Consider the following 23,821-nt stretch of genomic DNA (forward strand, 5'->3'; position numbering starts at 1 on the left):
AGGAGGTCCACGTTATGAGCGTCCCCATCTACCGGCAGGCCCTGGGCTCCGGGTTCTCCCGGCTGCAGCCAGAGCTTCAGGAGTACTTCTCGCTGGCACCGGGTTCCGGACAGTACGGGGTAGGGGAAGGAACGTTCGACGTCGTGGGGTGCCGCCAGCGGTGGCTGCGCCCTTTGCTGCGGCTGGCGGGCGGGGAAGAGGCCTTTTTCCCGGAATACGGTGAGAACATCCCGTTCCGGATCGAGAACCACGCCCACCAGGATCCGTTCGGCCGCTCCAGCCTTACCGCCCGCCGTGAAATCCGCTTCCCGGACCGCACCCGGCTCTTCCAGGACACCACCAGTGCCACCCGAAGGGATGGCAACACCCAACTGGTGGACTACGTGGGACGCTACCGGCGGCTGGTGACGGACCTGAACCTGAGTGTCACGGCCGAGGGAAGGCTACGTGGCGTTTCTGAGGCATCGAGGCTCTTCGTGGGTCCTCTGCGGGTACCGCTCCCGGCCGCCCTCGACGCCAAGGCTTACGCCGAGCAGTGGTGGGACCCGGCCGAAGGCAGCGATGGACGGCACCGCATCCAGGTGAAGGTCATCCAGCCGCAGATCGGCCTGGTCCTGGTGTACGCCGGGGCCTTCGACTACCGCTTGCGCCCCTACACCGGCGGCAGTTCCGCCCAAAGCTACCTGCCCCGCTACGCCCAGCCGGACCGCTGGGAGAACAGGGTGTAGCTAACCCAGCGCCTGCTGGTTCAGGCCGTCGGCCACCTGGGTGAGCATGTGCAGGACGGCCGTGGCCTGGGCGGGTGTGTGGCCGGTCAGCCCTTCCGAGGGCGTCACCCGGATAGCGCCCAGCAGCGACGGCGGCAGGCCCAGCTGGCGCCAGGGTCGCCAGACGGATTCCACGCACTGGGCCACTTTGGGCAGGCGACCGCCGGCAGGCACGTCCAGGGCACCGGCCCAGAACTGTTTTCCAGCCTCCACCGCTCCGGCCACCTGCTCCCACTGGCGGTTGGTCAATGCCTTCAGCGGCAACGCGACGCCGTCAGCCCCTGCCGAGAGGGCCAGGTCGATGGGGGCTTCGATTTCGGGGAAGGACACGACAACCTCGGCTGCACCGGCGGCCCGCAGGGAGTCCAGGACCAGGCGCCAAGACTCGCGTGCTTCCGATCCCGCAATGGCGCGGAGGGTGCGGTAACCGCTGGCGGTGGGTATGGTCCCGGCCAGGACGGCGGCAATGGCGGGCTCGTCCACCTGCACCACGAGCCGGGCGCCGGGCACGGCCGCGGCCACCCTGTTGAGGTAACCGGCCACGCCCGCCGCGAGGGAGGCGGCCAGGTCCCTTCGGGCGCCGTAGTCCAGCAGGGCGCGTTCACCGTTGTGCAGGTACAAGCCGGCGGCAAGGCTCAGCGGTCCCACCAACTGCACTTTGAGTTCACCCGCCGATACGTCTTCCGCGCCGACAACATCGGCCAGGACGTTCAGGTCGGTCGACAGCGCCGACGCTGCCCGCCGCATGTCCTTGCCCGGGCGGTCCACGAGCCGCCAGCCGTGCGGCTGCACATCCACCGCGAGTTCCTCCAGGAGGGAGGCGGTACGGCCCAGGGCGTCGGAACCGACCCCACGGTCCGGCAGTTCAGCCAGGAAGGGAAGGTGCGGGCTGCCAAGCTCCCCGCGGATGCTCCTGGCGGCTTCCAGCGGATCCTCGCCCGGCCAAGGGCCCAGGCCGGTGGCCGTGACTTCTTTGGCCCTGGCCTGGGTGGAAGAGGCTGCGTTTAATGAGGAAGCGTTTGATGGATCACCGGTGAAAGGGGCACCCGCCGGAAGCGGGCCGGCGCCCGCATGGCGCTGTTCCCGGTTCACGCCAGCGCGGAGGTCTGCGGTTGCTGGCCGGAGGAGGCCTGGTGGTCCTCGGCAATGGCCTCGTGGTGGCGGATCACTTCGCCGATGATGAAGTTGAGGAACTTCTCGGCGAAGGCCGGGTCGAGGTGGGCATCCTCGGCAAGGCGGCGCAGCCGGGCGATCTGCGCGGCTTCACGCCCCGGGTCACCGGCGGGAAGGCGGTGGTTTGCCTTCAGGAAGCCCACTTTTTGCGTCGCCTTGAAGCGCTCGGCCAGGAGGTACACCAAGGTGGCGTCGATGTTGTCAATGCTGGAGCGGATGGACAGCAGTTCAGCCATCACAGAATCGTCCACGTGGCCTGCAAGCGAGCTGGCGGATGGATCAAATTCGTCGGCGCCAGGAGAGCTGGGGTTGTGCTGCGTCATGGCTCCAGTCTAGGGGAGCCGGAGGAACCACCGCGGGTGTGAAGCGCCGGTGCCGCCCATCTGGCGGCACCGGCGCTGTCCGTGGCAGGACTGCCTGCAGGACTTCCTGCGGGTCAGATTCCCAGGAGCGCGCGGTGCTCCTCCCGGCGTTTGGCCTGTTCGGCCGGGTCCGGCACCGGCAGGGAGGCGATCAGCCGGCGGGTGTAGTCGTGCTGGGGGTTGCCCATGACCTGGCTGCCGATCCCCTGCTCCACCAGTTTGCCCTTGTACAGCACGCCCACCCAGGAGGACAGGATGTCCACCACGGCAAGATCGTGGCTGATGAACAGGCAGCCGAACCCGAACTCTTCCTGGATGTCCCGGAAAAGCTCGAGAACTTTTGCCTGCACCGAAACGTCGAGGGCCGACGTCGGCTCATCCGCTATCAGCAGCCTGGGGTTCAGGCTCAGTGCCCGCGCCAGTGATGCCCGCTGCCGCTGGCCGCCGGACAGTTCGTGCGGGTACCGTCCCGCATACGACGCCGGCAGCTGGACGGATTCAAGCAACTCACCAACGCGCTTGCGGGCCTGGGCGTCGCTTGGCCGGGTGTGGATGAGCATGGGTTCGGCGATGCACTCCCCGATGGTCAACTGCGGGTTGAAGGAGGCGGCAGGGTCCTGGAACACGAAGCCGATGTCCTTGCGCAGGGGTTTGAACGTGCGTTCGCGAAGGTTCAGCATCTCGTAGCCCAGCACTTTGAGGCTGCCGCCGGTGGTTCGGTTCAATCCGGCGATGGCACGGCCGATGGTTGTCTTGCCGGAGCCCGACTCCCCCACCAGGCCGAAGACCTCGCCCCTGGCCAGGGTGAAGCTGACACCGTCAACGGCTTTGAAGGCCGGTGTCCCCAGCCGACCCGGGTACTCAATCTCCAGGTTGTCGGCGGCCACCAGCACTTCCTCATCCTGGTGGGGCCGCTCGGTGAGGCCTTCCGACGCCGAATTGCGGCCCAGGTGCGGCACCGCGGCAAGGAGGTTGCGGGTGTAGCCCTGCTTTGGTTCAGCGAAGAGCGTCTTCGCGGGGGCTTCCTCCACGACGTCGCCCTGGTACATCACCACTACCCGGTCCGCCAGGTCGGCCACGACCCCCATGTTGTGGGTGATCAGCACGATCGAGGTGCCGTATTTGTCCCGAAGGTCCCGGAGGAGTTCCAGGATTTCCGCCTGGACGGTGACATCCAGGGCGGTGGTGGGCTCGTCGGCAACAATCAGGCCGGGGTTCAGCGCCAGGGCGGCCGCGATCACCACGCGCTGCTTCTGGCCGCCGGAAAACTGGTGCGGGTAGTAGTTGACCCGGTGCTCGGGGTCGGGGATGCCCACCTTGCCCAGCGCCTCGATGGCCCGGGCTTTGGCCTCCTTGGCGGACACCCGTCCCCCGCCGTTGGCACCGGCGTGGGCACGGATGCCTTCGGCAATCTGCCAACCCACGGTGAACACGGGGTTCAGGGCGGTGGAGGGCTCCTGGAACACCATGGCCACGTCCCGGCCGCGGATTTGGCGCAGCCGGTCGGGGCTGAGGCTGATGACGTTGGCACCATTGATCAATACCGCGCCGGAACTCACAGCCGTTTCCGGGAGCAGGCCAAGGATGGTCTTTGCGGTGACGGTCTTCCCGGAGCCGGATTCCCCCACAATGGCCAAGACCTCCCCCGCCTTGACGTCCAGGCTCACATCCTTGACGGCGTACACGTCGCCACCGTCCGTGGCGAAGGTGACCTTCAGGTGGTCGATGTCCAGGACTGTCTTCCGGTCCTGCTCCAGACGGCCGGACAGTGGACCGGAATTTTCGGAACCTGGGTTTTCGTTCACGGGTTGCTCAATTCTGTTTCGGGGCCGGATTCATGCGGAGCCGCGGGCCCAGCAGGAGTAGCCGGTACGCCGGCGGGTGCCGCCTTGCGGCTGCTGCGCTTGCGGCCGCGGAGGCGCGGATCGTTGAGGTCGTTAATGCTTTCGCCCACCAGCGTCAGCCCGAGGACGGTCCAGACAATGGCCAGGCCGGGGAACAGCCCGGTCCACCAAATGCCCGATGTGGTGTCCGCGAGCGCCTTGTTCAGGTCAAAGCCCCACTCTGCCGCCGAGCTCGGCTCAATGCCGAAGCCCAGGAAGCCCAGCCCGGCCAGGGTCAGAATGGCTTCGGAGGCGTTGAGGGTGAAGATCAGCGGCAGGGTCCGGGTGGCATTGCGGTAGATGTGCCGGGTCATGATGCGGATGTTGGAGGCACCCACCACCTTTGCGGACTCGACGAAGGGCTCCGCCTTGAGCCGGATGGTCTCGGCACGGATCACCCTGAAGTACTGCGGAATGAACACCACCGTGATGGAAATGGCGGCGGCCAGGATCCCGCCGAACAGGCTGGACTGTCCACCACTGATGACGATGGCCATAACGATGGCCACCAGCAGTGACGGGAAGGCATAGATGGCATCCGCCACGACCACCAGGACGCGGTCCAGCCACCCCCCGATGTAACCACTGACCAGGCCGAGGATGACACCGGCGAAAATTGAGAGGATGACGGCCACGATGATGACCAGGAGCGCCGTCTGCGTACCCCAGATCACGCGGGACAGGACGTCGTAACCGCCCACCGTGGTGCCGAGGAGGTGCTTGCCGCCGGGCGCCTGCTGGGTGGGGAAGCTGCCGTCAGCGTCCGACAGCTGCGCGAAGCCATAGGGGGCCAGCAGCGGCGCGGCAAGGGCCGTCAGCAGGAAGATGCCGGTGAGGACGAGCCCCACCACCAGCATGAAGCGCTGCAGTCCGACGCTCTTGTTGAAGTGCGAAACAACCGGCAGCCGCCGGATCATGGATGCCCGTGGGTTGGCGACGGGTTCAAGGGTGGTATCGGCAGACATTTCAGTACCTCACGCGGGGGTCGATCAGCGCGGCGATGATGTCCACGATGAAGTTGGTGACGGCGACGATGACGGCCAGCAGCACCACGATGCCCTGGACAGCCACGAAGTCGCGCGCCGTGAGGTAATTGGCGAGCTGGAACCCGAGGCCTTTCCATTCGAAGGTGGTCTCAGTCAGCACGGCGCCTCCGAGCAGCACCGCAATCTGCAGGCCCATGACTGTGATGATCGGGATCAGCGCCGGCTTGTAGGCGTGCTTGGTGACCAAGCGGAACTCGCTGACGCCGCGTGAACGGCCGGCCTCGATGTAGTCCTTGCCCAAGGTGCCGATGACGTTGGTCCGGACAAGGCGCAGGAAGACTCCGGCCGTCAGGAAGCCCAACGCCACCGCCGGAAGGACAGCATGTGACATGACGTCGCTGAAGGCGGCCATGTTTCCGCTGCGCAGGGCGTCCAGCCAGTAGATGCCGGTGGGTGCCTCCAGCGCGGTGAGGGACAGTTCCGTCCGGGTGCCTGCGCGGCCCGCTACCGGCAGCCAGCCCAGCCACACGGAGAACACGAGTTTGAGCAGCATGCCCGCGAAGAAGACGGGGGTGGCGTAGAACAGGATGGCCAGGATCCGGAGCACTGCATCCGGCAGGTGGTCGCGCCGGTGGGCGGCGACCATGCCAAGCGGGATCCCCACCAGCAGCGCGACGATGAGCGCGTTGATTGCCAGCTCCAAGGTGGCCGACCCGTAGGTGGTCAGCATCTCGGTGACCTTGCGGTTGTCCGAGAGGGTGGTGCCGAAGTTCCCGGTGACCAGTTGGCCCAGGTATTCGAAGTACTGCACGAGCAGGGGCCGGTCGTATCCGGCGGCGTGGATCCGTTCCTGCAGCTGTTCCGGGGGCAGCCGGCCGCCCATGGCGGCGGTGATGGGGTCACCGGTGATCCGCATCAGGAAGAACACCATGGTGACGAGGATGAGGATGGTGGGGAAGATCAGGAGGAAGCGGACCAGGATGTACTGGCCCAGCCCTCCGCCTGTTTGTTTTTTCTTGGGCGGAAGGAGTGCGTCGGCGTCACTGGGTGGCGCGTCAATCAAAGTTGTCATCGGTACCTGGATTCGTGGTGACCGGGAGCCAGCAGTCCCCTCGTTGCTGGCTGATGACCGGCAAAAGGCGGGACACCGTTGCGGCGTCCCGCCTCTGGCCCGTCAGAGCCCGATGGGGGTGGAGTGCTTACTTGGACAGGACGCCAAGGCGGGTCTTGAAGGACGGATCAAGGGTCTTTTCGACACCCTTGACGTCCTTCCCGGCCACCAGCAGCTGCGAGCCCTGGAGGAGCGGCAGCGTGGACAGGTCCTTGGCAACGGCCGTCTGGACGTCGCCGATCAGCTTCTGGCGCTCGGTCTTGTCCGGCGTGGTGAGCTGCTTCTGCACGAGGTCCGTGACCGTGGGGTTCTCGTAGTGGTTCTTCAGGAAGTTGCCCGGGATGAAGAACGGCGTGAGGTAGTTGTCCGCATCCGAGTAGTCCGGGAACCAGCCCAGCTGGTAGACGGGGTAGGCGTCGGCGGTACGGGCCTTGGAGTAGGTCACCCATTCGGTGGACTGCAGGTCCACGGTGAACAGGCCCGACTTCTCCAGCTGCTCCTTGATCATGGCGTACTCATCACCGGAGGACTTGCCGTAGTGGTCGGGGTTGTATTGCAGCTTCACGTTGACCGGGCCGGTGACTCCGGCGTCCGCCAGGGTCTTCTTGGCCTTGTCCAGGCTCGGTTTGCCGTTGCCGTCGCCGTACAGCTCCTTCATGGGCTGGGTTGCTCCGGGCAAGCCGTCCGGAACCACGGAGTACGCCGGGACGTAGGTGCCCTTGTAGACCTGGTCGGAGATGGCCTGGCGGTCCACGATGTCAGCCATGGCCTGCCGCACCGCGAGGGCCTTGGCGGGGTTGGCTTCCGGTGTCTTGGCGCCGAAGGGCATGGTGTCGAAGTTGAAAACGATGTAGCGCAGTTCGCCGCCGGGTCCCTTGTACACCTTGACCTTGGAATCCTTGTCCAGGTCTGCGGCGTCGGTTGCGGTCAGGCTGCGGCCGGCAACGTCGATATTGCCGCCCTGGACGTCCAGCTTGAGGTTGTTGGAGTCGGCGTAGTACTTGATGACGGCGCTGTCATTGGTAAGCTTGCCCAGCAGTCCACTGTAGTCAGCGTTGGCCTTGAGGCTGACAAGTTCGTTCTTCTTGTAGGAATCGATGGTGTAGGGGCAAGGGCTTGCCGGCGACGATGTCCTCATCGCTCATCACCTTGTCCGCCGGGAAGACTTCCTCGTCGACGATGGGGCCGGTGTTGGTGCCCAGGACACTGGGGAACACCTGGTCATTCCCTGCTTTGAGGTTGAACACCACAGTGGTGTCGTCCTTGACGTCAACGGACTTGAGGTTCGAGAGCAGGGACGCCGGTCCGTTGGGGTCGTCGATCTTCACCACGCGGTCGTAGGAGAACTTCACGTCCGAAGCGGTAAGCGCGTGGCCGTTGGCGAACTTCAGGTTGGGCTTGAGCTTCACCGTGAACTCTGTCGGTGAGGTAAAGGACGCGGACTCAGCGATGTCCGGGCTGACCTCAGCCGAGCCGGGCTTGGAGTTCATCAGGAAGGGGTAGACCTGGTTCATCACCAGGAAGGACCCGGCGTCGTAGGAGCCGGCGGGGTCGAGGGTAACGACTTTGTCCGTCGTTCCGAAAGTGATGGCACCGCCACCGGCATTTCCGGTAGACGTTCCTCCGCCGCCGCCGCCCGAGGGCCCTGTGCAGGCTGTCAGGGCCAGGGCGGAGATGCCTGCCAGCGCGATGGCGCGGTGCAGGGCCGTTGTGCTCTTGATCATCTGTGAACTTCTTTCCGATGAGTACGCGCACGCCCGCGGTCATAGGTTGATAGCCCCAGACGCCGGCGTGCAGTGCTGATCCCTAGATTGAATCAGAGAGTCAGCCCTCAGGACGGCCGTTCTTGTGAGTTCAAACACAAAATTTTCCTAAAAGTTACCCGACGGGGCCCAGCAGCACCGTCAAGGGACGCCCGCCCGGGTACAGCAAAGCACCGCCACGGCAGAACCGTGGCGGTGCTGAAGGCGGCCGGGTTACAGCGCGGCGCGCTGGAGCGAGCGGGCGGCGTCGATGGTGGCCTGGCCCAGCACCCTGCTGCCCTGGTACAGCACCACCGTCTGGCCCGGTGCGACGCCGCGCAGCGGCGTCACCAGACGGACCACCAACTGGCTTGCCCGGGTGCCTTCAGTGGAGGGCTCCATCCGAGCGGTGGCCGGAACCGGGTCCCCGTGCGCCCGGACCTGCGCGTAGCATTCGAACTCGGCGCCTGTTTCCACCTCGGCGATGGGCAGGCCCGCCCAGGAGACCTTGATGCCGCGGATCTCATCGATGGCCAGCAGCGCCTCGGGGCCCACCACCACTTTGTTTTCCCTGGGCCGGATTTCCAGGACGAAGCGGGGCTTGCCGTCGGCGGCGGGGGTTCCGAGTTTGAGGCCGCGCCGCTGGCCGACGGTGAAGGCGTTGGCGCCGGGGTGCTCCCCTACCTTCGCGCCGGTTTCATCCACGATGTCACCCTGGGCCATGTCGATCTTCTCGGCCAGCCAGCCGGCGGTGTCGCCGTCGGGAATGAAGCAGATGTCGTGGCTGTCGGGTTTGTTGGCGACGGAGAGGCCCCGCCGTTCCGCTTCGGCACGTACCTCAGCCTTGGAGGGGGTGTCCGCCAGCGGGAACATGGAATGCTTGAGCTGCTCGTGGGTGAGGACGCCCAGGACGTAGCTCTGGTCCTTGGCCCAGTCAGCCGCACGGTGCAGTTCCCGGTTGCCGCCAGCGTCCTCGATGACCTTGGCGTAGTGGCCCGTGCAGACGGCGTCGAAGCCCAGCGCGATGGCCTTTTCCAGCAGGGCGGCAAACTTGATGCGCTCGTTGCAGCGCATACAGGGGTTCGGCGTCCGGCCGGCGGCGTATTCGTCAATGAAGTCCTGGACGACGTCTTCCTTGAAGCGCTCGGAGAAATCCCACACGTAATAGGGAATGCCCAGAACGTCGCAGGCACGCCAGGCGTCCCGGGAATCCTCGATGGTGCAGCAGCCGCGGCTGCCCGTGCGCAGGGTGCCCGGCATGCGCGAAAGGGCCAGGTGGACGCCGACGACGTCGTGCCCGGCTTCCACCGCGCGGGCGGCGGCAACGGCAGAGTCAACTCCACCGCTCATGGCTGCTAGTACTCGCATGCTGGCTTTCTGTTGGGGGATGCCCGCTGCCCGGGGCCGTGCTTGACGTACCGGCGGCGGAAACGATCTTCGCCTATCCATTCTACGGCGGCAGGCAAATCAGCCCGCTTCACGCCCGGCGAAGCGGGCGGCAGGACGCGCCGGCTGGGGCTCAAGCGCCCGGAAAGCCCTGCCGGGCCGCGGTCCCCGCGGTCTGGATGGAGGACTCGTGTCCAGCCATGCCGGCCTGGCGCGCCCGCGAATAAGCTTCGGGCAGCGCTGCAAGGAGGGCGTCGACGTCGGCTTCCGTGGAGGCGTGCCCCAGGCTGAACCGCTGGGCTCCGCGCGCCGTTTCCTCGTCCAGGCCCATGGCCAGCAGCACGTGGGAGGGGCGGGGCACCCCTGCCGTGCAGGCTGAACCCGTGGATGATTCGATGCCGGCAAGGTCGAGGAGGAACAGCAATGAGTCCCCTTCACAGCCCGGGAACGTGAAGTGCGCATTGCCCGGGAGCCGGCGGTCGCCGGGCGCTCCGCGGAGGACTGCCTCCGGAACGCGTTCGCGGACGCCGTCGACCAGCCGGCCGCGCAGTGCTGCGATCCGGGCCGCCTCGGCGGGCAGCCCGGCAGCGACAGACTCCGCGGCGGCAGCGAAGGCAGCGATGGAGGCGGTGTCCAGCGTCCCGGACCGGACGTCGCGCTCCTGGCCGCCGCCATGCTGCACCGGCGTCAGTTTGACGGCCCGCCCCAGCAGGAGTGCGCCTACACCCACCGGACCGCCGATCTTGTGCCCGGAGATGGACATGGCATCCAGGCCGGAATCCTTGAAGTGCACCGGCACTGAGCCGAACGCCTGGACGGCGTCGGAATGCACCGGGACGCCGGCGGCCTGCGCCAGTTCCACAATCTGCCCGATGGGCTGGATGGTGCCTACCTCGTTGTTGGCCCACATGACAGTCACCAGCGCCACCGAGCCGGGGTCGCGGGAGAGTTCCTTCTCGAGGACCTCAAGGTCCACAACGCCGTCACCGTCCACCGGCAGCCATGCCACTTCGGCACCTTCGTGGCGTTCGAGCCATTCCACCGTGTCCAGGACTGCGTGATGTTCGACGGCGGAGCAGAGGATGCGGCGTCGCCCTGGCTCTTCTGCCACCCGGGACCAGTACATGCCCTTCACGGCGAGGTTGTCCGCCTCGGTGCCTCCGGACGTGAAGATGACCTCCGAGGGATGGGCGCCGGCCGCGGCCGCGATGGCCTCTCTGGCGTCTTCGACGGCACGGCGCGCCCTGCGGCCGGAGCCGTGCAGCGACGAGGGGTTGCCGGTCCGTGCCAGTTCACGCGTCAAGGCAGCGAGCGCGGCACCGGAAAGCGGCGTGGTGGCGGCGTGGTCGAGGTAGGCGGGCATCCTCTAATTCTATCGTGGCCGGTCCCGGTGGCCGCCGCGTGGAGCGGTCAGCTCCCGCCGGTAATCCGTGCGCAGCAGTGGCCTGCAACGGGGACAACCCGGTCCTCGGCGCCGCCGCAGCCAACCGCAGCCCCCCGCAGGAAGGCGCCGTTCATGTCGCACACCACTGCGGCGTGCGCCCGCGACAGCCGGTGGAACGGGCAGTTGGGCAGCAGGTAGCCCCCGTCCCCGTCAGGCTCCGGCTGATAGCCCGTTTCTGCCAGGAACTCTTCCAGGCCTGCGGAACCTTCTGCCAGTGCCCGGCCTTTCCGGAAAGCGACGGCGCGCAATGACTCCCCCACCGCCAATCCTTCGGCCTCGGTGGCCTCGATGGCCTCGGCCATCAGCTCCCCGGCGAGGTCGTAGTTCCGGTCCGGTACGGACGCTCCCACTTCACTTCCAACCGGCCGGTACATCTTGGCGGGACGACCTGACCCCGGACCGGTCCTGCCGGCGGGCTTGTGGAATTCCACGGCCAGCAGGCCGTCCTGGACCAGCCTGTCCAGGTGGAAGGAGACGGTGCTGCGCGCCATGCCGGCAGTTTCGGCCAGCTCGTCGCGTCCCAGCGGGCGTGGTGAGGCCGCGACCAGTTCAAAAAGCTGCAGTCTCTTGGCGTCGGTCAGCGACGCAACGGCAGCAATCCTGTCCGCCCAGGGAAGTCGGTACATGGCGCCTCCAATTCCAAAGTCAAGATGTATTGATTATAGATCGTCATCTTTCTAAAATTGGCATACCTACTTTTAGAAGGAGAGCACCATGAAATCAGCATCGGCAATGCGGGCCCAGCATGCACCAGCCACCGCCGGCCCGGCAGGCGTTCCTGCTGCTGCGTACCGTGTTCACCGTCGCACCGGTCCTTTTCGGCCTGGACAAATTCACCAACATCCTCACGCACTGGACCGTGTACCTGGCACCCCAGGCCACGGCCGTCGTGCCGCTGCCGGCCCAGACCTTCATGTACATCGTGGGGGTCGTGGAAATCATCGCGGGCGTGGCCGTGGCAGTGCGTCCTAAATACGGCTCGTTGATCGTGGCCGCGTGGCTGGCCGGAATCATCATCAACCTGCTCCTGCTGGGCAGCTTCTACGACGTCGCTCTGCGTGACTTCGGGCTGCTGGTTGGCGCCTTGGCCCTCAACCGGCTGTCAATAGGGACCAGTCGGACCACTGCGTGACTCCCCAGGCGTTTGCCGGGCGCAGGACATTGCAGCCACACAGACCCGCCGGCGGCTGAGCCCTCCAGCTGCCGGCGGTTTTGCGCCTGCAAACGGCAGGGCCTTACGCGGTCGGCGGCACCAGCGGCAGGTACCGGGCCACGTCCTGGCGGGCCGCACCAAGTGTTGCCGCATCCGGGCAGGACACCGATACGTAGGCCGATGACCCGGCAGTACCAAAAACCCTTGCCAGTACCGCAATGGCGCGCCCGCCGGGAGCTGCCTGATCCAGGGCCAGCACCTCCACGTTCCGGCCGGGAGCCTCCGGGGTACCGCCCCACTGCAGGGTTGCCGTCTTCAAGTACGAGGGCTGGATGGTTGCGTCCAGGTACTGGAAGAGGGCAACAGTGGACTCCCGGTCGTCACCACGGACCAGCGCTGCCTGGCCGGTGGCAGCCCGTGCGGAAACGATGCAGCCATCGGCCTTGGCATATTGGCTGGCACCGGCCACGTTTTCCTTCGCCAGCTGCCAGCCCGGCGCACCTTTGAGCTCATCGGAGATTGCCACGGGCACTCCGGGAGCCAGGTCACCGCCGGCAGCGAAGGACATATCACGCGCAGCCACCGCGGCGGCATCATGGCCGGGGGTGATGGTGGGAGTGGCCGTCACCGGAGTGCCGTCAGGGGCTGCGGTGACGGAGGGATCCCGGACGTCCACGCTGCAACCGCTTAGAAGCACGGCACCCAGGCAGCCGATCACCAGGGCTGCTCCCCCGCGCCATGCCCTGCCTGCCCGCTCCGCCGTCGTCGGCATCTCCATCTCCACTCCGTCGCATCCCCTTATACCGGTGTTCGCACCGCGCACGCACGAGTCTAGACTCCGGCCTCCCGGGAACCCACCAGCCCGGAATGTTCGTTGTCACCGCAGGCGCACCATCCATGCTGGCTAGACTGGGCGGGCGCTCCGCTTTCCCGCCGGGACTGAGGAAGCCGCGCACCAAGAGAAGGAAGATTGCTTGACCGAGAGCAGCAGCTCCCATTACCAGGTCCTTCGGGTGGCCGTCACCGCCACCGAGAAAGAAATCAAGGTGGCCTACCGCCGCGCGGCCAGGATGGCCCATCCGGACCACGGGGGCGACGCCGCAACGTTCCGCCGCGTTACCGCTGCCTATGAGACGCTGATCGATCCGCAGCGCAGGAAGGCGTACGACCGCTCCTATGGCGCGGGAACGGTCCGGGATGCTTCGTCCGACGACGGCGCCCACTTTGATGCCCCCGCCGCTGGAAGCCGGGCGTCCGCCACCGTCCACCGGCCGGGCAACGCCAGGAATACAGCGGGGGACCCGCCCGTCTACGTTCCCCCCTACGATGGAAACGATGCTCCACTCATCCCGCTGGCACAGGCGCGGCAGCAGGTTCACGGGATGCCTCGAAAGCGGGGAATTTTCGGCGCCGAGGCACGCATCCAGCGGGAGATGCGCACCGTGCAGCTGCTGACCCGCCAGGTTCTGCTTACCATCCCTGCCGCCCGGCTGGTCAACGGCCTGCAGTCGCCCGCGGACAACAGCCACATCGACCACGCCGTCCTTTCCGGCTACCGGTTGGCCCTGGTCAACTCGATGCTCCTGCCCAGGGGCGCCTACGCCTGGGACGGCCGGACCCTCAACCACGGGGGCCGCGCTGTGGCACCCCCGCAGCTCGCCCGGGTGGTGTGGGCCATGCAGGACATCTTTCCCGAGCTGAACGTCACGGGATGGACCGTGGTGCACAGCCCCGACGGCAACCTCCACGAGCCGGTGATCGATCACCACCGCCGCCCCGCAGGCGCCCTGGAAACCGTCCAGATCGTCAATGCAGCGGGCATGGTGCGGGGCCTGAAGGAATTTCTGGCGTCCGGCCCGGCTCCCAACACCGTGAACATCCCGGTCCTGGCCCGGCTGCTGCGCGGCATGCACTGACCGCGGGTAGCTAGGATGGGGGGGTGTTCCGCATCCTTTTCCATGAACCTGAAATCCCCGGCAATACCGGCAACGCCATCCGCCTTGCCGCGATCACCGGTGCCGAACTGCACCTTGTGGAACCCTTGGGCTTCGACTTCTCGGACGCGAAACTGCGCCGGGCAGGGCTCGACTACCATGACCTCGCCGTCGTCACCGTGCACAAGACCATCGAAGTCGCCTGGGAGCACCTGCAGCCCGAACGCGTCTACGCGTTCACCTCGGACGGCACCACCAGCTACACGGACATCGCCTACCGCCCGGGAGATGTGCTGCTCTTCGGACGTGAATCAGTGGGCCTGCCGCCGGAGATGAAAACCGATCCCCACGTGACCGCCACGGTGCGCCTGCCCATGTTGCCGGCCCTCCGTTCCCTGAACCTGGCCAACGCCGCCTCCATCGCGGTGTACGAGGCCTGGCGCCAGCAGGGCTTCGCCGGCGCCAGGATCTAGGCCCGCCGGGCAACGGGTCACGCCGGCACGGAAAAAATTGCTTACCGCCCCATCCACCCTCCACGCGGCGCCGAATGACTCTTGAAGACATTCGAGCGGACCAAGGAGCGGCAGGTGACCCTACTGGAGGCACGTTCCAGACCGGACAACCGCAGTCGGCACGGCACTGCTGAGGATCCGTCGCCCGGAGACTTATGCTTGGACGTAATGGAAACTCCCAACGCGCCGAATCCCGAAGGCTCCGCCGCGGTGACCGACCCACCTGCAGACCTCAGCCAACGCCTCTCGGCCCTTTTGGCGGGGATTGCCCGCGGGGACCAAGCGGCTTTCGCCGAGTTCTACCAGCTCACGTCCCGCAGGGTCTTCGGTATGGCGCGCCGCGTCCTGATCGACCCTGAACTCAGCGAAGACACCACGCAGGAGGTCTTCCTGCAGGTCTGGCAGAACGCTGCAAAATTCGATCCGCAGGCAGGCAGCCCGCTGTCCTGGCTGATGACCATCTCGCACCGCCGCGCGGTGGACAAGGTCCGGTCGTCGCAGTCCTCCACGGACAGGGAGGCCAAGTACGGCGCCAGCACGCAGGAGATCGACCATGACAGCGTGTCCGACGAAGTGGGCAGCAGGCTGGAGGCCGAGGCGGTGGTCCGCTGCCTGGGGACGCTGACCGAAACGCAGCAGGAGTCCGTGCGCCTTGCTTACTACGGTGGCCTTACCTACCGGGAAGTCGCAGAACGGCTGAACGCAGCAGTGCCCACTATCAAGTCCCGCATCCGCGATGGACTGATCCGATTGAAGACCTGTTTGGGGGTGAGTTGAGATGAGTGGAATGGATGACAGCCGCGACGGCCGGTCACGCGCCTTCGGGGACACTGTGGCCATGGACATCGCTGCTTACCGCGCCGTCGACCTTGCTGAACTCTACGCCCTGGATGCGGTCACGGAGCAGGAACGCGAAGCCATCGACCGTTACATCTCGACGGCCCCGGAAACGGAACGCCGGGCCTTCCTTGAGCGCGTCCGCCAGTCCAGGGAGGCGCTGGTCCGCACTTTCCGTGCAGAGGAGGAACCGCCGTCGGACCTGTTCCAGCGGATTGTCGCCCAGCTTCCCGCCCAGTTCCCCGGGCAGGACGGGCTGACCGGCGAGGGCGCGCAGGCACCGGCAGGCAGTACGGCACTGCCTCCCCGGCCGGGGCCACAGGATGAACTGGCAGAGGCCCGGAAGCGCCGGGAGCAACGCCGGGGCGGTTCCGGCATGCGCCGGTGGCTGGTGGGAGTGGCAGCGGCAGCAGCCATCGCCCTGGGCGGCGTGGGCGTGGGCGCGTACATGGCAGACCAGAACGATCCCGTCAACCAGGTGGCCAGGGCCAACGACCTGCGTGAGGCCTCCGTGAACGTGGTGGGCGGCGGCAAGGCAACCCTCCTGATCTCCGCGTCAGAGGACGCAGCCGTGGTGAAGATGAGCGGCGTGCCCGCTCCCCGGCAAGGTCTACCAGATGTGGCTGATACCCAAGGACGGCTCCGCTCCGGTGTCGCAGGGTCTGATGGACGAGCAGGCGCTGTCCAAGCCTGCCGTGGTCCAGGGCATCCACTCGGCGGCATCACTGGGCATCACTGTCGAGCCTGCAGGCGGCTCCAAGGCACCGACGCTGCCCACGGTGGCCGCGGCCCCACTGGGCGCCTAGCACCCGCAGTAATCGGAAACGCGTTAACCCAGAACGCCCCGTTCCTCCCACCGGAAGGAACGGGGCGCCTGGTTTAACTCAGAATCCGGCGATGGTGCCGGGCCCGTTGATGGCCACCACATGGAATGCTTCCGCGCTGCGCCCCTCCGGGAAGCCGGCCCTGCCGGCGTTCAGGAGCATGCCCTGGCGGACGGTGGCCTCCATGGCCTCCACGTCCGGGTGCTGGCTCACATGGACGTGGATGGCGGCGAGCTTGGCTTCCACCTGGTCGGTGACGTCGACGAAGTGGTTTTCCCGTTCCCCGGGGCCGGCGTAGAGCCACAACCACGGCAGCTTGTACGCATCCAGGCCTGCTTCCGCCAGTTCAGGGTAGGCAAAGGGGTTTTCGAGGGCCGGGTACACCGCGCGGGTCACCGCCTCCCCCACGGCCAGGTGGTCAGGATGGCTCTTTTGGATCCGTTCCCAGTTCCGTTCCGGGTGCATGGCAAGGACGACGTCGGGGCGGATTTGCCGGATCAGCCGCACCACCCCTTTCATCACCTCATGCGACGCCTCGAGGTACCCGTCACGCTGGTGGAGGTAGTGGATGTCGGTGACGCCCACCAGTTCCGCGGCCCGCCGCTGCTCGGCGTCCCGCATGGCGATGATGTCCGCGCGGTGGGCGGGGTCGAAGCCGCCGGCGTCGCCGTCGGTCATGATGCAGTAACTCACCTGCACGCCCGCTGCCGTCCACGCGGCGATGGTACCGGCAGCGCCGAAATCGATGTCGTCAGGATGTGCCGCAAAACAGAGCACCCGCCCAACCCGGTGGATGTCCGGGTTGAACGGGCTCTGTGCCTGCTCGTGGGAGGCAGTCAAAGAATCAGCCTTTTCGCTTCTTGATCTCGGCGGTGGCCTGCGGCAGCACGTCGAACACGTCGCCGATGATCCCGAAGTCGGCGATCTCGAACACCGGCGACTCCGCGTCCTTGTTGACCGCAACAATGACCTTGGACGTCTGCATGCCGGCTTTCTGCTGAATGGCGCCGGAAATGCCGGCCGAAATGTAGAGCTGCGGGGAGACGGTCTTGCCCGTCTGCCCAACCTGCGCGTCATGGCTGATCCACCCGGCATCCGTGGCGGCACGCGATGCACCTACGGCGGCGCCGAGGGCATCCGCCAGTTCCTCGACGGGGCCGAAGTTGCCGTCCATGCCGCGTCCACCGGCCACCACGATGCGGGCATCCGTGAGGTCCGGGCGGCCGCTGGCCACCTTCTGCTCCCGCGCGGTGATCCTGGCCGCAGCGGCTACTGCCGGTACCTCCACGGTGGCGGTCTCCGGGCTGGTGGCCGCGGGAGCCGGTTCCGGAGTGACGTTGTTGGCTTTGAGGGTCAGCACGGAGACAGGGGTGGTGGCCTTGCAGGCGGTGTTGTAGGAGCCGGCGAGGACGGACTTGTGCGCGGTGCCGTCCGGATCGACGGCGACGACGTCGGTGATGACGCCGGCATTCAGGCGGATGCCCAGCCGTGCCGCGATTTCCTTGCCTTCCGGGGAGTTGTCCAGGAGCACGATGTCGGCGCCGGTGCTTTCAGCCGCGGCGGCCAGGTAGGCCGCTTTGGGCGCCACCAGGAAGTCATCCAGGTCATCCGTTGCCGGACGCAGGATGGTTCCCACGCCGTATTCGGCGAAGGTGCCGGCGGCGTCGTTGGACAGGTCTCCGTTGAGCGCCACGGCGCTCTCGCCAAGGGAACGCGCCAGGGTCAGCAGCTCGAGGCTGCTTTTCTTGAGCGAGGCGCCGGGGTTATCGATGAATACAAGTACTTTTGCCATGTCGGTGTCCCTCTTAGAGCAGCTTCTGGGCGGCCAGGAAGTCAACCAGCTTAATGCCTGCGTCGCCTTCGTCGGTGATGATGGTGCCTGCAGTCCTGGGCGGCCGCTGTTCCGCGCTGGTCACGGTGGTCCAGGAACCGGCGAAGCCCACCTGGGCGGGGTCCACGCCGATATCGGCCAGGGACAGCGTGCTGATGCTCTTGCGCTTGGCGGCGATGATGCCCTTGAAATTGGGGTACCGCGGCTCGTTGATCTGGTCTGTCACGGACACGACGGCGGGCAGCGGCGCCTCCACCGTTTCGGAGGAGGTGTCGGCATCGCGGCGGGCCGTCAGCCGGCCGCCGTCGACCTCAAGCGTGGAAGCGAACGTCACCTGCGGCAGCCCAAGCCGCTCGGCCAGCTGCGCCGGAACAAGGGAGGTCTCCCCGTCGGTGGAAGCCATGCCGGTGATGACCAGGTCCACGTCACCCAGGTGGCGGACGGCGGCTGCAAGCGCAAGGGAGGTGGCTGCGGCGTCGGAACCGGCCAGGGCGTCGTCCGTGAGGTGAACCCCCTCGGTGGCGCCCATCTGCAGCGACTTCTTGACCGCGTTGACGGCTCCTGCAGGCCCCATGCTCAGGGCGATGACCTGGTTGCCCGCCTTGCTGCCGCCGCGTGCCTCCGCCAGTTGCAGTGCTGCCTCGAGCGCGTACTCGTCAAGCTCGGACAGGATGCTTTCGTCGCGGTCGGCGGTATTGCCCTCCCCGTTGAGGTGACGGTCGAACTGGGCGTCCGGTACATGTTTGACCAGGACTACGATCTTCAATGTCTCTTCCACTGTTTCTACAGCAGCCTTCCATGCTTGTGGACAGCCAGCCGGGTGGGACATGGCCGCGATATGCCCGGCAGGCGGGTAGCTCCTAGCTAACCATATCGGCGCGTCCGGGCGCCCTCTTCCGTTAACGCCTGTGTCAGGCTTTTTCGCCGGGACATGCCGACGGCGGCGCCCCCTCAAGTGGGGACGCCGCCGTCGTTACTGCCTGGCATTGCTGCTGGGGTGCCTTAGCTGGCAGCCGCACCCAGCGTGACGTCGAACGTCTGCTCCTTGCCGCTGCGCATGACGGTGATCTTCACGGTGGATCCAGCCGGCTGTTCGCGGACGGCCGCGGTCAGCTGGTTGGGTTCGCCGATGGTGAGGTCGTTGAACTTGGTGATGACGTCACCAACCTTGATGCCGGCCTTTCCGGCCGCCGAGTTGGGGTCGACGGTGGCGACGTCAGCCCCCACCGAGAACTCGGAGGATGCGCCCGACGAGGTCTTGGCCTTGACGCTGACGCCGAGCTGCCCGTGGGATGCCTTGCCGCTGTCGATGATTTCCTGCGCCACCCGCTTGGCGTTGTTGATGGGGATGCTGAACCCGACGCCGATATTGCCGCTCTGGGACGTTGACGTACCGGACCCCGCGGATGCGATGGCCACGTTCACGCCGATGATCTCGCCCTTGCTGTTCACCAGGGCGCCGCCGGAGTTACCGGGGTTGATGGCTGCATCGGTCTGGATCACATTGATGGCGATGGAACCCTCGCTTGAGCTTTGCTGGCTCTGGCCGCCGCCAGGAGGGGCGAACTGGAATCCCTGGTCACCCCCCTGGCTGTTGTCCCCGCCCTTGGGCGCTGCGGACGATGCCACGCTGATGGTCCGGTTGAGGGTGGACACGATGCCGTCCGTGACCGTTCCGGTCAGGCCGAGCGGGGAACCAATGGCGATGGCGGTATCGCCAACGTTGAGCTTGGAGGAATCACCGAGCGTGGCGGGGGTGAGTCCTGACGTGTCGTCAACCTTGATGACGGCGAGGTCGGACAGCGGGTCGGTGCCCACCAGTTTTGCGGGCAGGACCTTTCCGTCGCTGGTGCGGATTTCCAGGCTGGCGCTGGCAGTCTGGCCATCGAGGGTCACCACGTGCGTGTTGGTCAGGATGTGCCCCTGGTCGTCCAGGACGATGCCGGAACCGGTGCCCCCGGAGCTGCCGCTGGTGGCGCTGATGGTGACGACGCTCGGCGAGGCCTTCACGGCGGCTGCGGTGATGGCGTTGACATCGTCCTTGTTGTTCACGATGACCGTGCCGGGCTGGTTGCTGCTGCCGACGGTTGAGGTGCTGGACCCGGTGTTGCCAAACATTTCACCGGCACCAACTGTTGCCACTCCGCCGCCCACGAGTCCTGCCGCGAGGATGCTTGCCACGAGGGTGCCGACGCCGAAGCTTGCCTTCCGGCGCGGGGCATCCTTGGGGTTTGGCGCCAGTCCCACACTTCCGTTGGGAGCCCCTTGGCCGCCGCCATGCATGGGGTGGCCGTGCTGGTCCTGCTGCTGGCCATAATGTCCGGACTGGCCATAGAACGGCTGCCGCTGCGGGTAGACGGGGCGCGGCGCACCCGGCAATTCCTGGGTTTCATGGGGCCCGGCGGCCCTCTGCCGGTGGTCCCCTGCGTTGTAGCCACCCTCAGATCCCCCGGTGGCTCCGCCATTCCCATACTGAGCAGGTGCCGGGCGGTCTCCGGGCTGCTGCGGGCCCTGCTGCTGCCACGGGTTCCGGCTGTCCCCCTGGTTGTCCTCCGGGACCGGTCCTGGGGTTTGATTCTCAGTCATGGGACTTCCTTTCATCCTCGTCTGCCATTAACTATGACCGGTCCCGCTGGAACAAGCTCGGATGTTTGCTGAAAGCTTCCTGAACGCCGGGCCGATGGCCGTTGCGCGCCGGAGCGTTTCGCTGGCGGCATATTCGGCCGCATGGACTGGCTGTGGGGTGCACCATAGAATCAAGATGAATTGCCACAGCGACCTGCGGCTTCACACCAAGCGTGGGGGCGCTGCTGGATTCGACGACTGATTCGTCCCGAATCGGTGTCAGGCGTGCTGAAGGGTTGCACATGCGGTCAAAGTTCAAACGTATCCTCGCCGTGATCGGCCTTGCCGGGCTGCTGGCGGTACCCGCCGGCGCTGCCTGGGCCGAAGACCCGGTAACCATTCCCTCCGGGACCAATATCGTTGACAACGCCAACGTGCTGGGCAGCCGAAAGGGTGAGGTCCAGGATGCGATCCAGAAGCTGCTGAAGGACCACAAGTACAACCTCTACGTGGTCACGGTAAAGTCCTTCGACAACCCCTCCGACCCCACGGTCTGGAGCCAGGCTGTGGCAAAGACCAAGGGTATGGGCAAGGCGGACGTCATCCTTGCCATCGCCACCGACCAGGGCAAGTACTACTTCTCCCCCAATTCGGCCAGCGCCATCTATTCCAAGCGATCCAACATCACCCAGAATGCGGTGGTGGCCAACCTCGCAGGTGGCAAGAAGGACTACGCGCAGGCCGCCATTGACACCGCCTCCGCCGTGGGGGACGCCGCAGGCGGCGGCAGCGGCAACGTCTCTTCCGGTAACGGCGCCGGAGCCGTCCTCCTGGTAGGTGCAGGCGTGGTGGTCGCTGGAGGCGGCGCCTACCTGTACTTCCGCAACCGCCGGAAGAAGGCCGCAGGCCAGGTGGCCTCCAGCGGAAGCTACGGCCCCCAGGGCGCCGAGCTCGACCCCCTGGCATCACTCAGCGTGGAGGAACTTCGCCGGAAGAGCGGTTCCCTGCTGATCGAAGCAGATGACGCCATCAAGTCCAGCGAGCAGGAACTCGGTTTCGCCCAGGCGCAGTACGGTGATTCCGCGGTCGGAAACTTCACCAAGGCCTTGGCGGAAGCGAAGGCCCACATGACGGAGTCCTTCAAGCTCCAGCAGCAGCTCGATGACCACATCCCGGATACGGAAGAGCAGCAGCGGACCTGGCTGGGTGAGATCATCCGCCGCTCGGAGGCCGCGCTCGAGTCCCTCCAGGAGCAGAAGGCGGACTTCGACTCCTTGCGGGAGCTGGAGAAGAACGCTCCCCAGGCCCTGGCAGCCGTCAACGCCGGAGCCCGCGAAGCCGATGGCAAGATCTCCAGCGCCGAACAGTCCCTGCAGGAAATGCGGTCCAAATACGCGGACAGCGCGCTGGCACAGGTTTCGGACAACATCGTGCAGGCCAAGGAACGGCTCGCCTTTGTGCAGAATGCATCCGAAACCGCCCAGCAGAAGCTCGGTTCGGGCGAAGGTAGCCTGGCGGCCGTGGCCGTCCGTGCGGCCGAGGAAAGCCTGCACCAAACCAATGTCCTCCTGGACGCCATTTCCAAGGTCGCCACCAGCCTCGACGAGGCCCGCAACGGCCTGGAAGCCGCCGTTGTGGACACCTCCCAGGACCTGGCCCAGGCAAAGGCCATGATCCAGTCCGGCGCCCATGCGGAGCTGGTAAGCCCCGTAGCCGCGGTGGAGGCCGCCCTGGCACAGGTGAAAACCGAAATCCAGGGCGGAAGGATCGACCCCATCGCCACCCTGCAGCGGGTGGAAACCGCCCACCAGTCCCTGGACCAGGCCCTGACCGGCATCCGCGACCAGCAGGAGCAGGCCCGCCGCGCGCAGGCATCCCTGCAGCAGACCATCATGTCGGCCCAGGCCCAGATCAGCGCCACCTCCGACTACATCACCGCCCGCCGCGGCGGCGTGGGCACCGAGGCACGCACCCGGCTGGCCGAGTCCCAGCGGAACCTCGACTACGCCTTGTCCATCGCCCGCACCGATCCCGTCACCGCACTCACCTACGCGCAGCAGGCCCATGCCCTGGCCGCGCAGGCCGCGCAGCTGGCCCAGGCAGACGTGGACCACTTTGACGGCTACGCGAACCAGGGCTTCAGCCGCGGCGGCATGTTCGGCGGCGGAGGCGGCGGCGGCCTCGGCGGTGCCATCCTGGGCGGCATCCTGATCAACTCCATCCTTAACGGGGGCCACGGAGGCTGGGGCGGCGGTGGCGGCTGGGGCGACGGCGGCGGTGGCGGCGGCTTCGGCGGCGGCGGCGGGGACTTTGGCGGCGGCGACTTCGGCGGCGGCGACTCCGGCAGTTTCTAGAGACTTCCGCCGGACGCGCCGGAAGATCCCGGCAGGCGGACAGACGCAGTACACCACTGTGCACCGGTTCCAGTGGTCAACACAGAGCAGGACGAAAGGCAAACACCATGGTTAAGCAGTCCATTTTCGGCCGGATCGCGCAGCTGGCAAAGGCGAACATCAACTCCTTGCTGGACAACGCCGAAGATCCGCAGAGGATGTTGGACCAGATGGTCCGCGACTACACCAACAACATCGCAGAAGCCGAGTCTGCCGTGGCGCAGACCATCGGCAACCTCCGGATGCTGGAAGACGACTACAACGAGGACGTCAACAACGCCCGCGACTGGGGCAACAAGGCCCTTGCCGCTTCCCGCAAGGCTGATGAGTTCCGCGCGGCCGGTGATGTAGCCGACGCCGAGAAGTTCGACAACCTGGCAAAGGTGGCGTTGCAGCGCCAGATGGCGGCGGAAAGTGAAGCAAAGGGTGCAGAGCCGAGCATCGCCTCCCAGCGGGAGGTAGTGGACAAGCTGAAGACCGGCCTGGAACAGATGAAGAACAAGCTCAACCAGCTGACCAGCAAGCGCAACGAGCTTGTTGCCCGGTCCAAGACGGCGGCGGCACAGTCCCAGGTCCACGACGCCATCAAGAGCATCGACATCATGGACCCCACCAGCGAGGTGGGCCGCTTCGAGGAAAAGATCCGCCGCGAAGAGGCCAAGGTCCGTGGGCAGCAGGAGCTCGCAGCATCCAGCCTGGACGCACAGTTCAACCAGCTGGAGGACTTGGGTGAGCAGACGGAGATCGATGCCCGGCTGGCGGCCCTCAAGGCCGGAAACTCCAAGCCTGCCCTTGGCGCCGCGGGCTCCGCATCAACCGAATCGACCGTGGACGAAGCCGACTTCGACAAGCTCTAAAGTTCGGGGCACCGCCTCCAGCTGATACGCAATGGCCGGGACCGTGGTCCCGGCCATTGCT

At 66.4% G+C, this 23,821-nt stretch carries 20 protein-coding genes and 2 pseudogenes; 8 read left to right on the forward strand and 14 right to left on the reverse strand.

Annotated elements, in window-relative coordinates:
• Nucleotides 1–14: 14 nt before the first annotated feature.
• Entirely contained in the window at nucleotides 15–728 is a 714-nt protein-coding gene (locus NMQ03_RS13895) for a DUF4166 domain-containing protein (protein ID WP_255172672.1), read from the forward strand.
• On the opposite strand, the gene NMQ03_RS13900 is transcribed toward NMQ03_RS13895, so the two are convergent.
• The 9 genes and pseudogenes from NMQ03_RS13900 to NMQ03_RS13940 form a co-directional block, all read right to left on the reverse strand.
• Nucleotides 729–1,721, reverse strand: coding sequence for a hypothetical protein (locus NMQ03_RS13900; protein ID WP_255175616.1), 993 nt, complete (start codon nucleotides 1,719–1,721; stop codon nucleotides 729–731).
• 134 nt (nucleotides 1,722–1,855) lie between these two features.
• The gene (locus NMQ03_RS13905) at nucleotides 1,856–2,263 is read right to left on the reverse strand and encodes a chorismate mutase (RefSeq protein ID WP_159631548.1); all 408 of its coding nucleotides are present in this window, start codon (nucleotides 2,261–2,263) and stop codon (nucleotides 1,856–1,858) included.
• A 113-nt stretch (nucleotides 2,264–2,376) separates the two neighbouring features.
• Nucleotides 2,377–4,071, reverse strand: a complete 1,695-nt coding sequence (locus NMQ03_RS13910) for an ABC transporter ATP-binding protein (protein WP_255175617.1) — start codon at nucleotides 4,069–4,071, stop codon at nucleotides 2,377–2,379.
• Nucleotides 4,072–4,103: 32 nt separating this feature from the next.
• On the reverse strand, nucleotides 4,104–5,150 hold the full coding sequence (locus NMQ03_RS13915) for an ABC transporter permease (protein ID WP_255172673.1): 1,047 nt from the start codon (nucleotides 5,148–5,150) through the stop codon (nucleotides 4,104–4,106).
• Nucleotide 5,151: 1 nt separating this feature from the next.
• The gene (locus NMQ03_RS13920; RefSeq protein WP_255172674.1) at nucleotides 5,152–6,243 is read right to left on the reverse strand and encodes an ABC transporter permease; all 1,092 of its coding nucleotides are present in this window, start codon (nucleotides 6,241–6,243) and stop codon (nucleotides 5,152–5,154) included.
• Between the two features lie 127 nt (nucleotides 6,244–6,370).
• Nucleotides 6,371–8,006 (reverse strand): annotated as a pseudogene (locus tag NMQ03_RS13925) (ABC transporter substrate-binding protein).
• 252 nt (nucleotides 8,007–8,258) lie between these two features.
• Nucleotides 8,259–9,374: a tRNA 2-thiouridine(34) synthase MnmA gene (gene mnmA, locus NMQ03_RS13930; RefSeq protein ID WP_255175618.1), complete on the reverse strand. Its 1,116-nt coding sequence runs from the start codon at nucleotides 9,372–9,374 to the stop codon at nucleotides 8,259–8,261.
• A gap of 169 nt (nucleotides 9,375–9,543) precedes the next feature.
• Nucleotides 9,544–10,773, reverse strand: coding sequence for a cysteine desulfurase family protein (locus tag NMQ03_RS13935; protein WP_255172675.1), 1,230 nt, complete (start codon nucleotides 10,771–10,773; stop codon nucleotides 9,544–9,546).
• Nucleotides 10,774–10,820: 47 nt separating this feature from the next.
• Complete coding sequence (locus tag NMQ03_RS13940; protein WP_255172676.1) at nucleotides 10,821–11,480, reverse strand: metalloregulator ArsR/SmtB family transcription factor; 660 nt, start codon at nucleotides 11,478–11,480, stop codon at nucleotides 10,821–10,823.
• A 119-nt stretch (nucleotides 11,481–11,599) separates the two neighbouring features.
• Here NMQ03_RS13940 and NMQ03_RS13945 point away from each other — a divergent pair, with 119 nt between their 5' ends.
• Complete coding sequence (locus NMQ03_RS13945) at nucleotides 11,600–11,986, forward strand: hypothetical protein (protein WP_255172677.1); 387 nt, start codon at nucleotides 11,600–11,602, stop codon at nucleotides 11,984–11,986.
• A gap of 103 nt (nucleotides 11,987–12,089) precedes the next feature.
• Here the strand turns inward: NMQ03_RS13945 and NMQ03_RS13950 are convergent, their stop codons facing one another.
• Nucleotides 12,090–12,785 carry a hypothetical protein gene (locus NMQ03_RS13950; protein ID WP_255172678.1) on the reverse strand — a complete coding sequence of 232 codons (696 nt, stop codon included), beginning with the start codon at nucleotides 12,783–12,785 and terminating at the stop codon, nucleotides 12,090–12,092.
• A 196-nt stretch (nucleotides 12,786–12,981) separates the two neighbouring features.
• Here NMQ03_RS13950 and NMQ03_RS13955 point away from each other — a divergent pair, with 196 nt between their 5' ends.
• The 4 genes and pseudogenes from NMQ03_RS13955 (at nucleotide 12,982) to NMQ03_RS13970 (ending at nucleotide 16,096) form a co-directional block, all read left to right on the forward strand.
• Nucleotides 12,982–13,923, forward strand: coding sequence for a J domain-containing protein (locus NMQ03_RS13955; protein ID WP_255172679.1), 942 nt, complete (start codon nucleotides 12,982–12,984; stop codon nucleotides 13,921–13,923).
• A gap of 23 nt (nucleotides 13,924–13,946) precedes the next feature.
• Entirely contained in the window at nucleotides 13,947–14,414 is a 468-nt protein-coding gene (locus tag NMQ03_RS13960) for a tRNA (cytidine(34)-2'-O)-methyltransferase (protein ID WP_255172680.1), read from the forward strand.
• Nucleotides 14,415–14,621: 207 nt separating this feature from the next.
• Nucleotides 14,622–15,230, forward strand: a complete 609-nt coding sequence (locus NMQ03_RS13965; protein ID WP_255172681.1) for a sigma-70 family RNA polymerase sigma factor — start codon at nucleotides 14,622–14,624, stop codon at nucleotides 15,228–15,230.
• A gap of 10 nt (nucleotides 15,231–15,240) precedes the next feature.
• Nucleotides 15,241–16,096: pseudogene (locus tag NMQ03_RS13970) on the forward strand (anti-sigma factor).
• Nucleotides 16,097–16,174: 78 nt separating this feature from the next.
• Here the strand turns inward: NMQ03_RS13970 and NMQ03_RS13975 are convergent.
• The 4 genes from NMQ03_RS13975 to NMQ03_RS13990 all read right to left on the reverse strand — a co-directional run bounded on the left by NMQ03_RS13975 (nucleotide 16,175) and on the right by NMQ03_RS13990 (nucleotide 20,531).
• Nucleotides 16,175–16,954, reverse strand: coding sequence for a PIG-L deacetylase family protein (locus tag NMQ03_RS13975; protein WP_255172682.1), 780 nt, complete (start codon nucleotides 16,952–16,954; stop codon nucleotides 16,175–16,177).
• A 4-nt stretch (nucleotides 16,955–16,958) separates the two neighbouring features.
• Entirely contained in the window at nucleotides 16,959–17,906 is a 948-nt protein-coding gene (locus tag NMQ03_RS13980; protein ID WP_255172683.1) for an electron transfer flavoprotein subunit alpha/FixB family protein, read from the reverse strand.
• 13 nt (nucleotides 17,907–17,919) lie between these two features.
• Nucleotides 17,920–18,711: an electron transfer flavoprotein subunit beta/FixA family protein gene (locus NMQ03_RS13985; protein ID WP_255172684.1), complete on the reverse strand. Its 792-nt coding sequence runs from the start codon at nucleotides 18,709–18,711 to the stop codon at nucleotides 17,920–17,922.
• Between the two features lie 236 nt (nucleotides 18,712–18,947).
• On the reverse strand, nucleotides 18,948–20,531 hold the full coding sequence (locus tag NMQ03_RS13990; protein ID WP_255172685.1) for a S1C family serine protease: 1,584 nt from the start codon (nucleotides 20,529–20,531) through the stop codon (nucleotides 18,948–18,950).
• Nucleotides 20,532–20,812: 281 nt separating this feature from the next.
• Here NMQ03_RS13990 and NMQ03_RS13995 point away from each other — a divergent pair, with 281 nt between their 5' ends.
• The gene (locus NMQ03_RS13995) at nucleotides 20,813–22,864 is read left to right on the forward strand and encodes a TPM domain-containing protein (RefSeq protein WP_255172686.1); all 2,052 of its coding nucleotides are present in this window, start codon (nucleotides 20,813–20,815) and stop codon (nucleotides 22,862–22,864) included.
• A gap of 107 nt (nucleotides 22,865–22,971) precedes the next feature.
• Nucleotides 22,972–23,760 (forward strand): PspA/IM30 family protein, encoded by a 789-nt coding sequence (locus NMQ03_RS14000; protein ID WP_255172687.1) that lies wholly within the window; start codon nucleotides 22,972–22,974, stop codon nucleotides 23,758–23,760.
• Nucleotides 23,761–23,821 lie beyond the last annotated feature (61 nt).

Origin of the sequence: Arthrobacter sp. DNA4 (genome assembly GCF_024362385.1) — a bacterium.
GTDB lineage: Bacteria > Actinomycetota > Actinomycetes > Actinomycetales > Micrococcaceae > Arthrobacter.

Excerpts from the sequence above, each read along its gene's own strand:
- NMQ03_RS13895 (WP_255172672.1), top strand. The coding sequence starts at position 15 with ATGAGCGTCCCCATCTACCGGCAGGCCCTGGGCTCCGGGTTCTCCCGG.
- NMQ03_RS13905 (WP_159631548.1), bottom strand. The coding sequence starts at position 2,263 with ATGACGCAGCACAACCCCAGCTCTCCTGGCGCCGACGAATTTGATCCA.
- NMQ03_RS13915 (WP_255172673.1), bottom strand. The coding sequence starts at position 5,150 with ATGTCTGCCGATACCACCCTTGAACCCGTCGCCAACCCACGGGCATCC.
- NMQ03_RS13920 (WP_255172674.1), bottom strand. The coding sequence starts at position 6,243 with ATGACAACTTTGATTGACGCGCCACCCAGTGACGCCGACGCACTCCTT.
- mnmA (WP_255175618.1), bottom strand. The coding sequence starts at position 9,374 with ATGAGCGGTGGAGTTGACTCTGCCGTTGCCGCCGCCCGCGCGGTGGAA.
- NMQ03_RS13935 (WP_255172675.1), bottom strand. The coding sequence starts at position 10,773 with ATGCCCGCCTACCTCGACCACGCCGCCACCACGCCGCTTTCCGGTGCC.
- NMQ03_RS13940 (WP_255172676.1), bottom strand. The coding sequence starts at position 11,480 with ATGTACCGACTTCCCTGGGCGGACAGGATTGCTGCCGTTGCGTCGCTG.
- NMQ03_RS13945 (WP_255172677.1), top strand. The coding sequence starts at position 11,600 with ATGCACCAGCCACCGCCGGCCCGGCAGGCGTTCCTGCTGCTGCGTACC.
- NMQ03_RS13950 (WP_255172678.1), bottom strand. The coding sequence starts at position 12,785 with ATGGAGATGCCGACGACGGCGGAGCGGGCAGGCAGGGCATGGCGCGGG.
- NMQ03_RS13965 (WP_255172681.1), top strand. The coding sequence starts at position 14,622 with ATGGAAACTCCCAACGCGCCGAATCCCGAAGGCTCCGCCGCGGTGACC.
- NMQ03_RS13980 (WP_255172683.1), bottom strand. The coding sequence starts at position 17,906 with ATGGCAAAAGTACTTGTATTCATCGATAACCCCGGCGCCTCGCTCAAG.
- NMQ03_RS13990 (WP_255172685.1), bottom strand. The coding sequence starts at position 20,531 with ATGACTGAGAATCAAACCCCAGGACCGGTCCCGGAGGACAACCAGGGG.
- NMQ03_RS13995 (WP_255172686.1), top strand. The coding sequence starts at position 20,813 with ATGCGGTCAAAGTTCAAACGTATCCTCGCCGTGATCGGCCTTGCCGGG.
- NMQ03_RS14000 (WP_255172687.1), top strand. The coding sequence starts at position 22,972 with ATGGTTAAGCAGTCCATTTTCGGCCGGATCGCGCAGCTGGCAAAGGCG.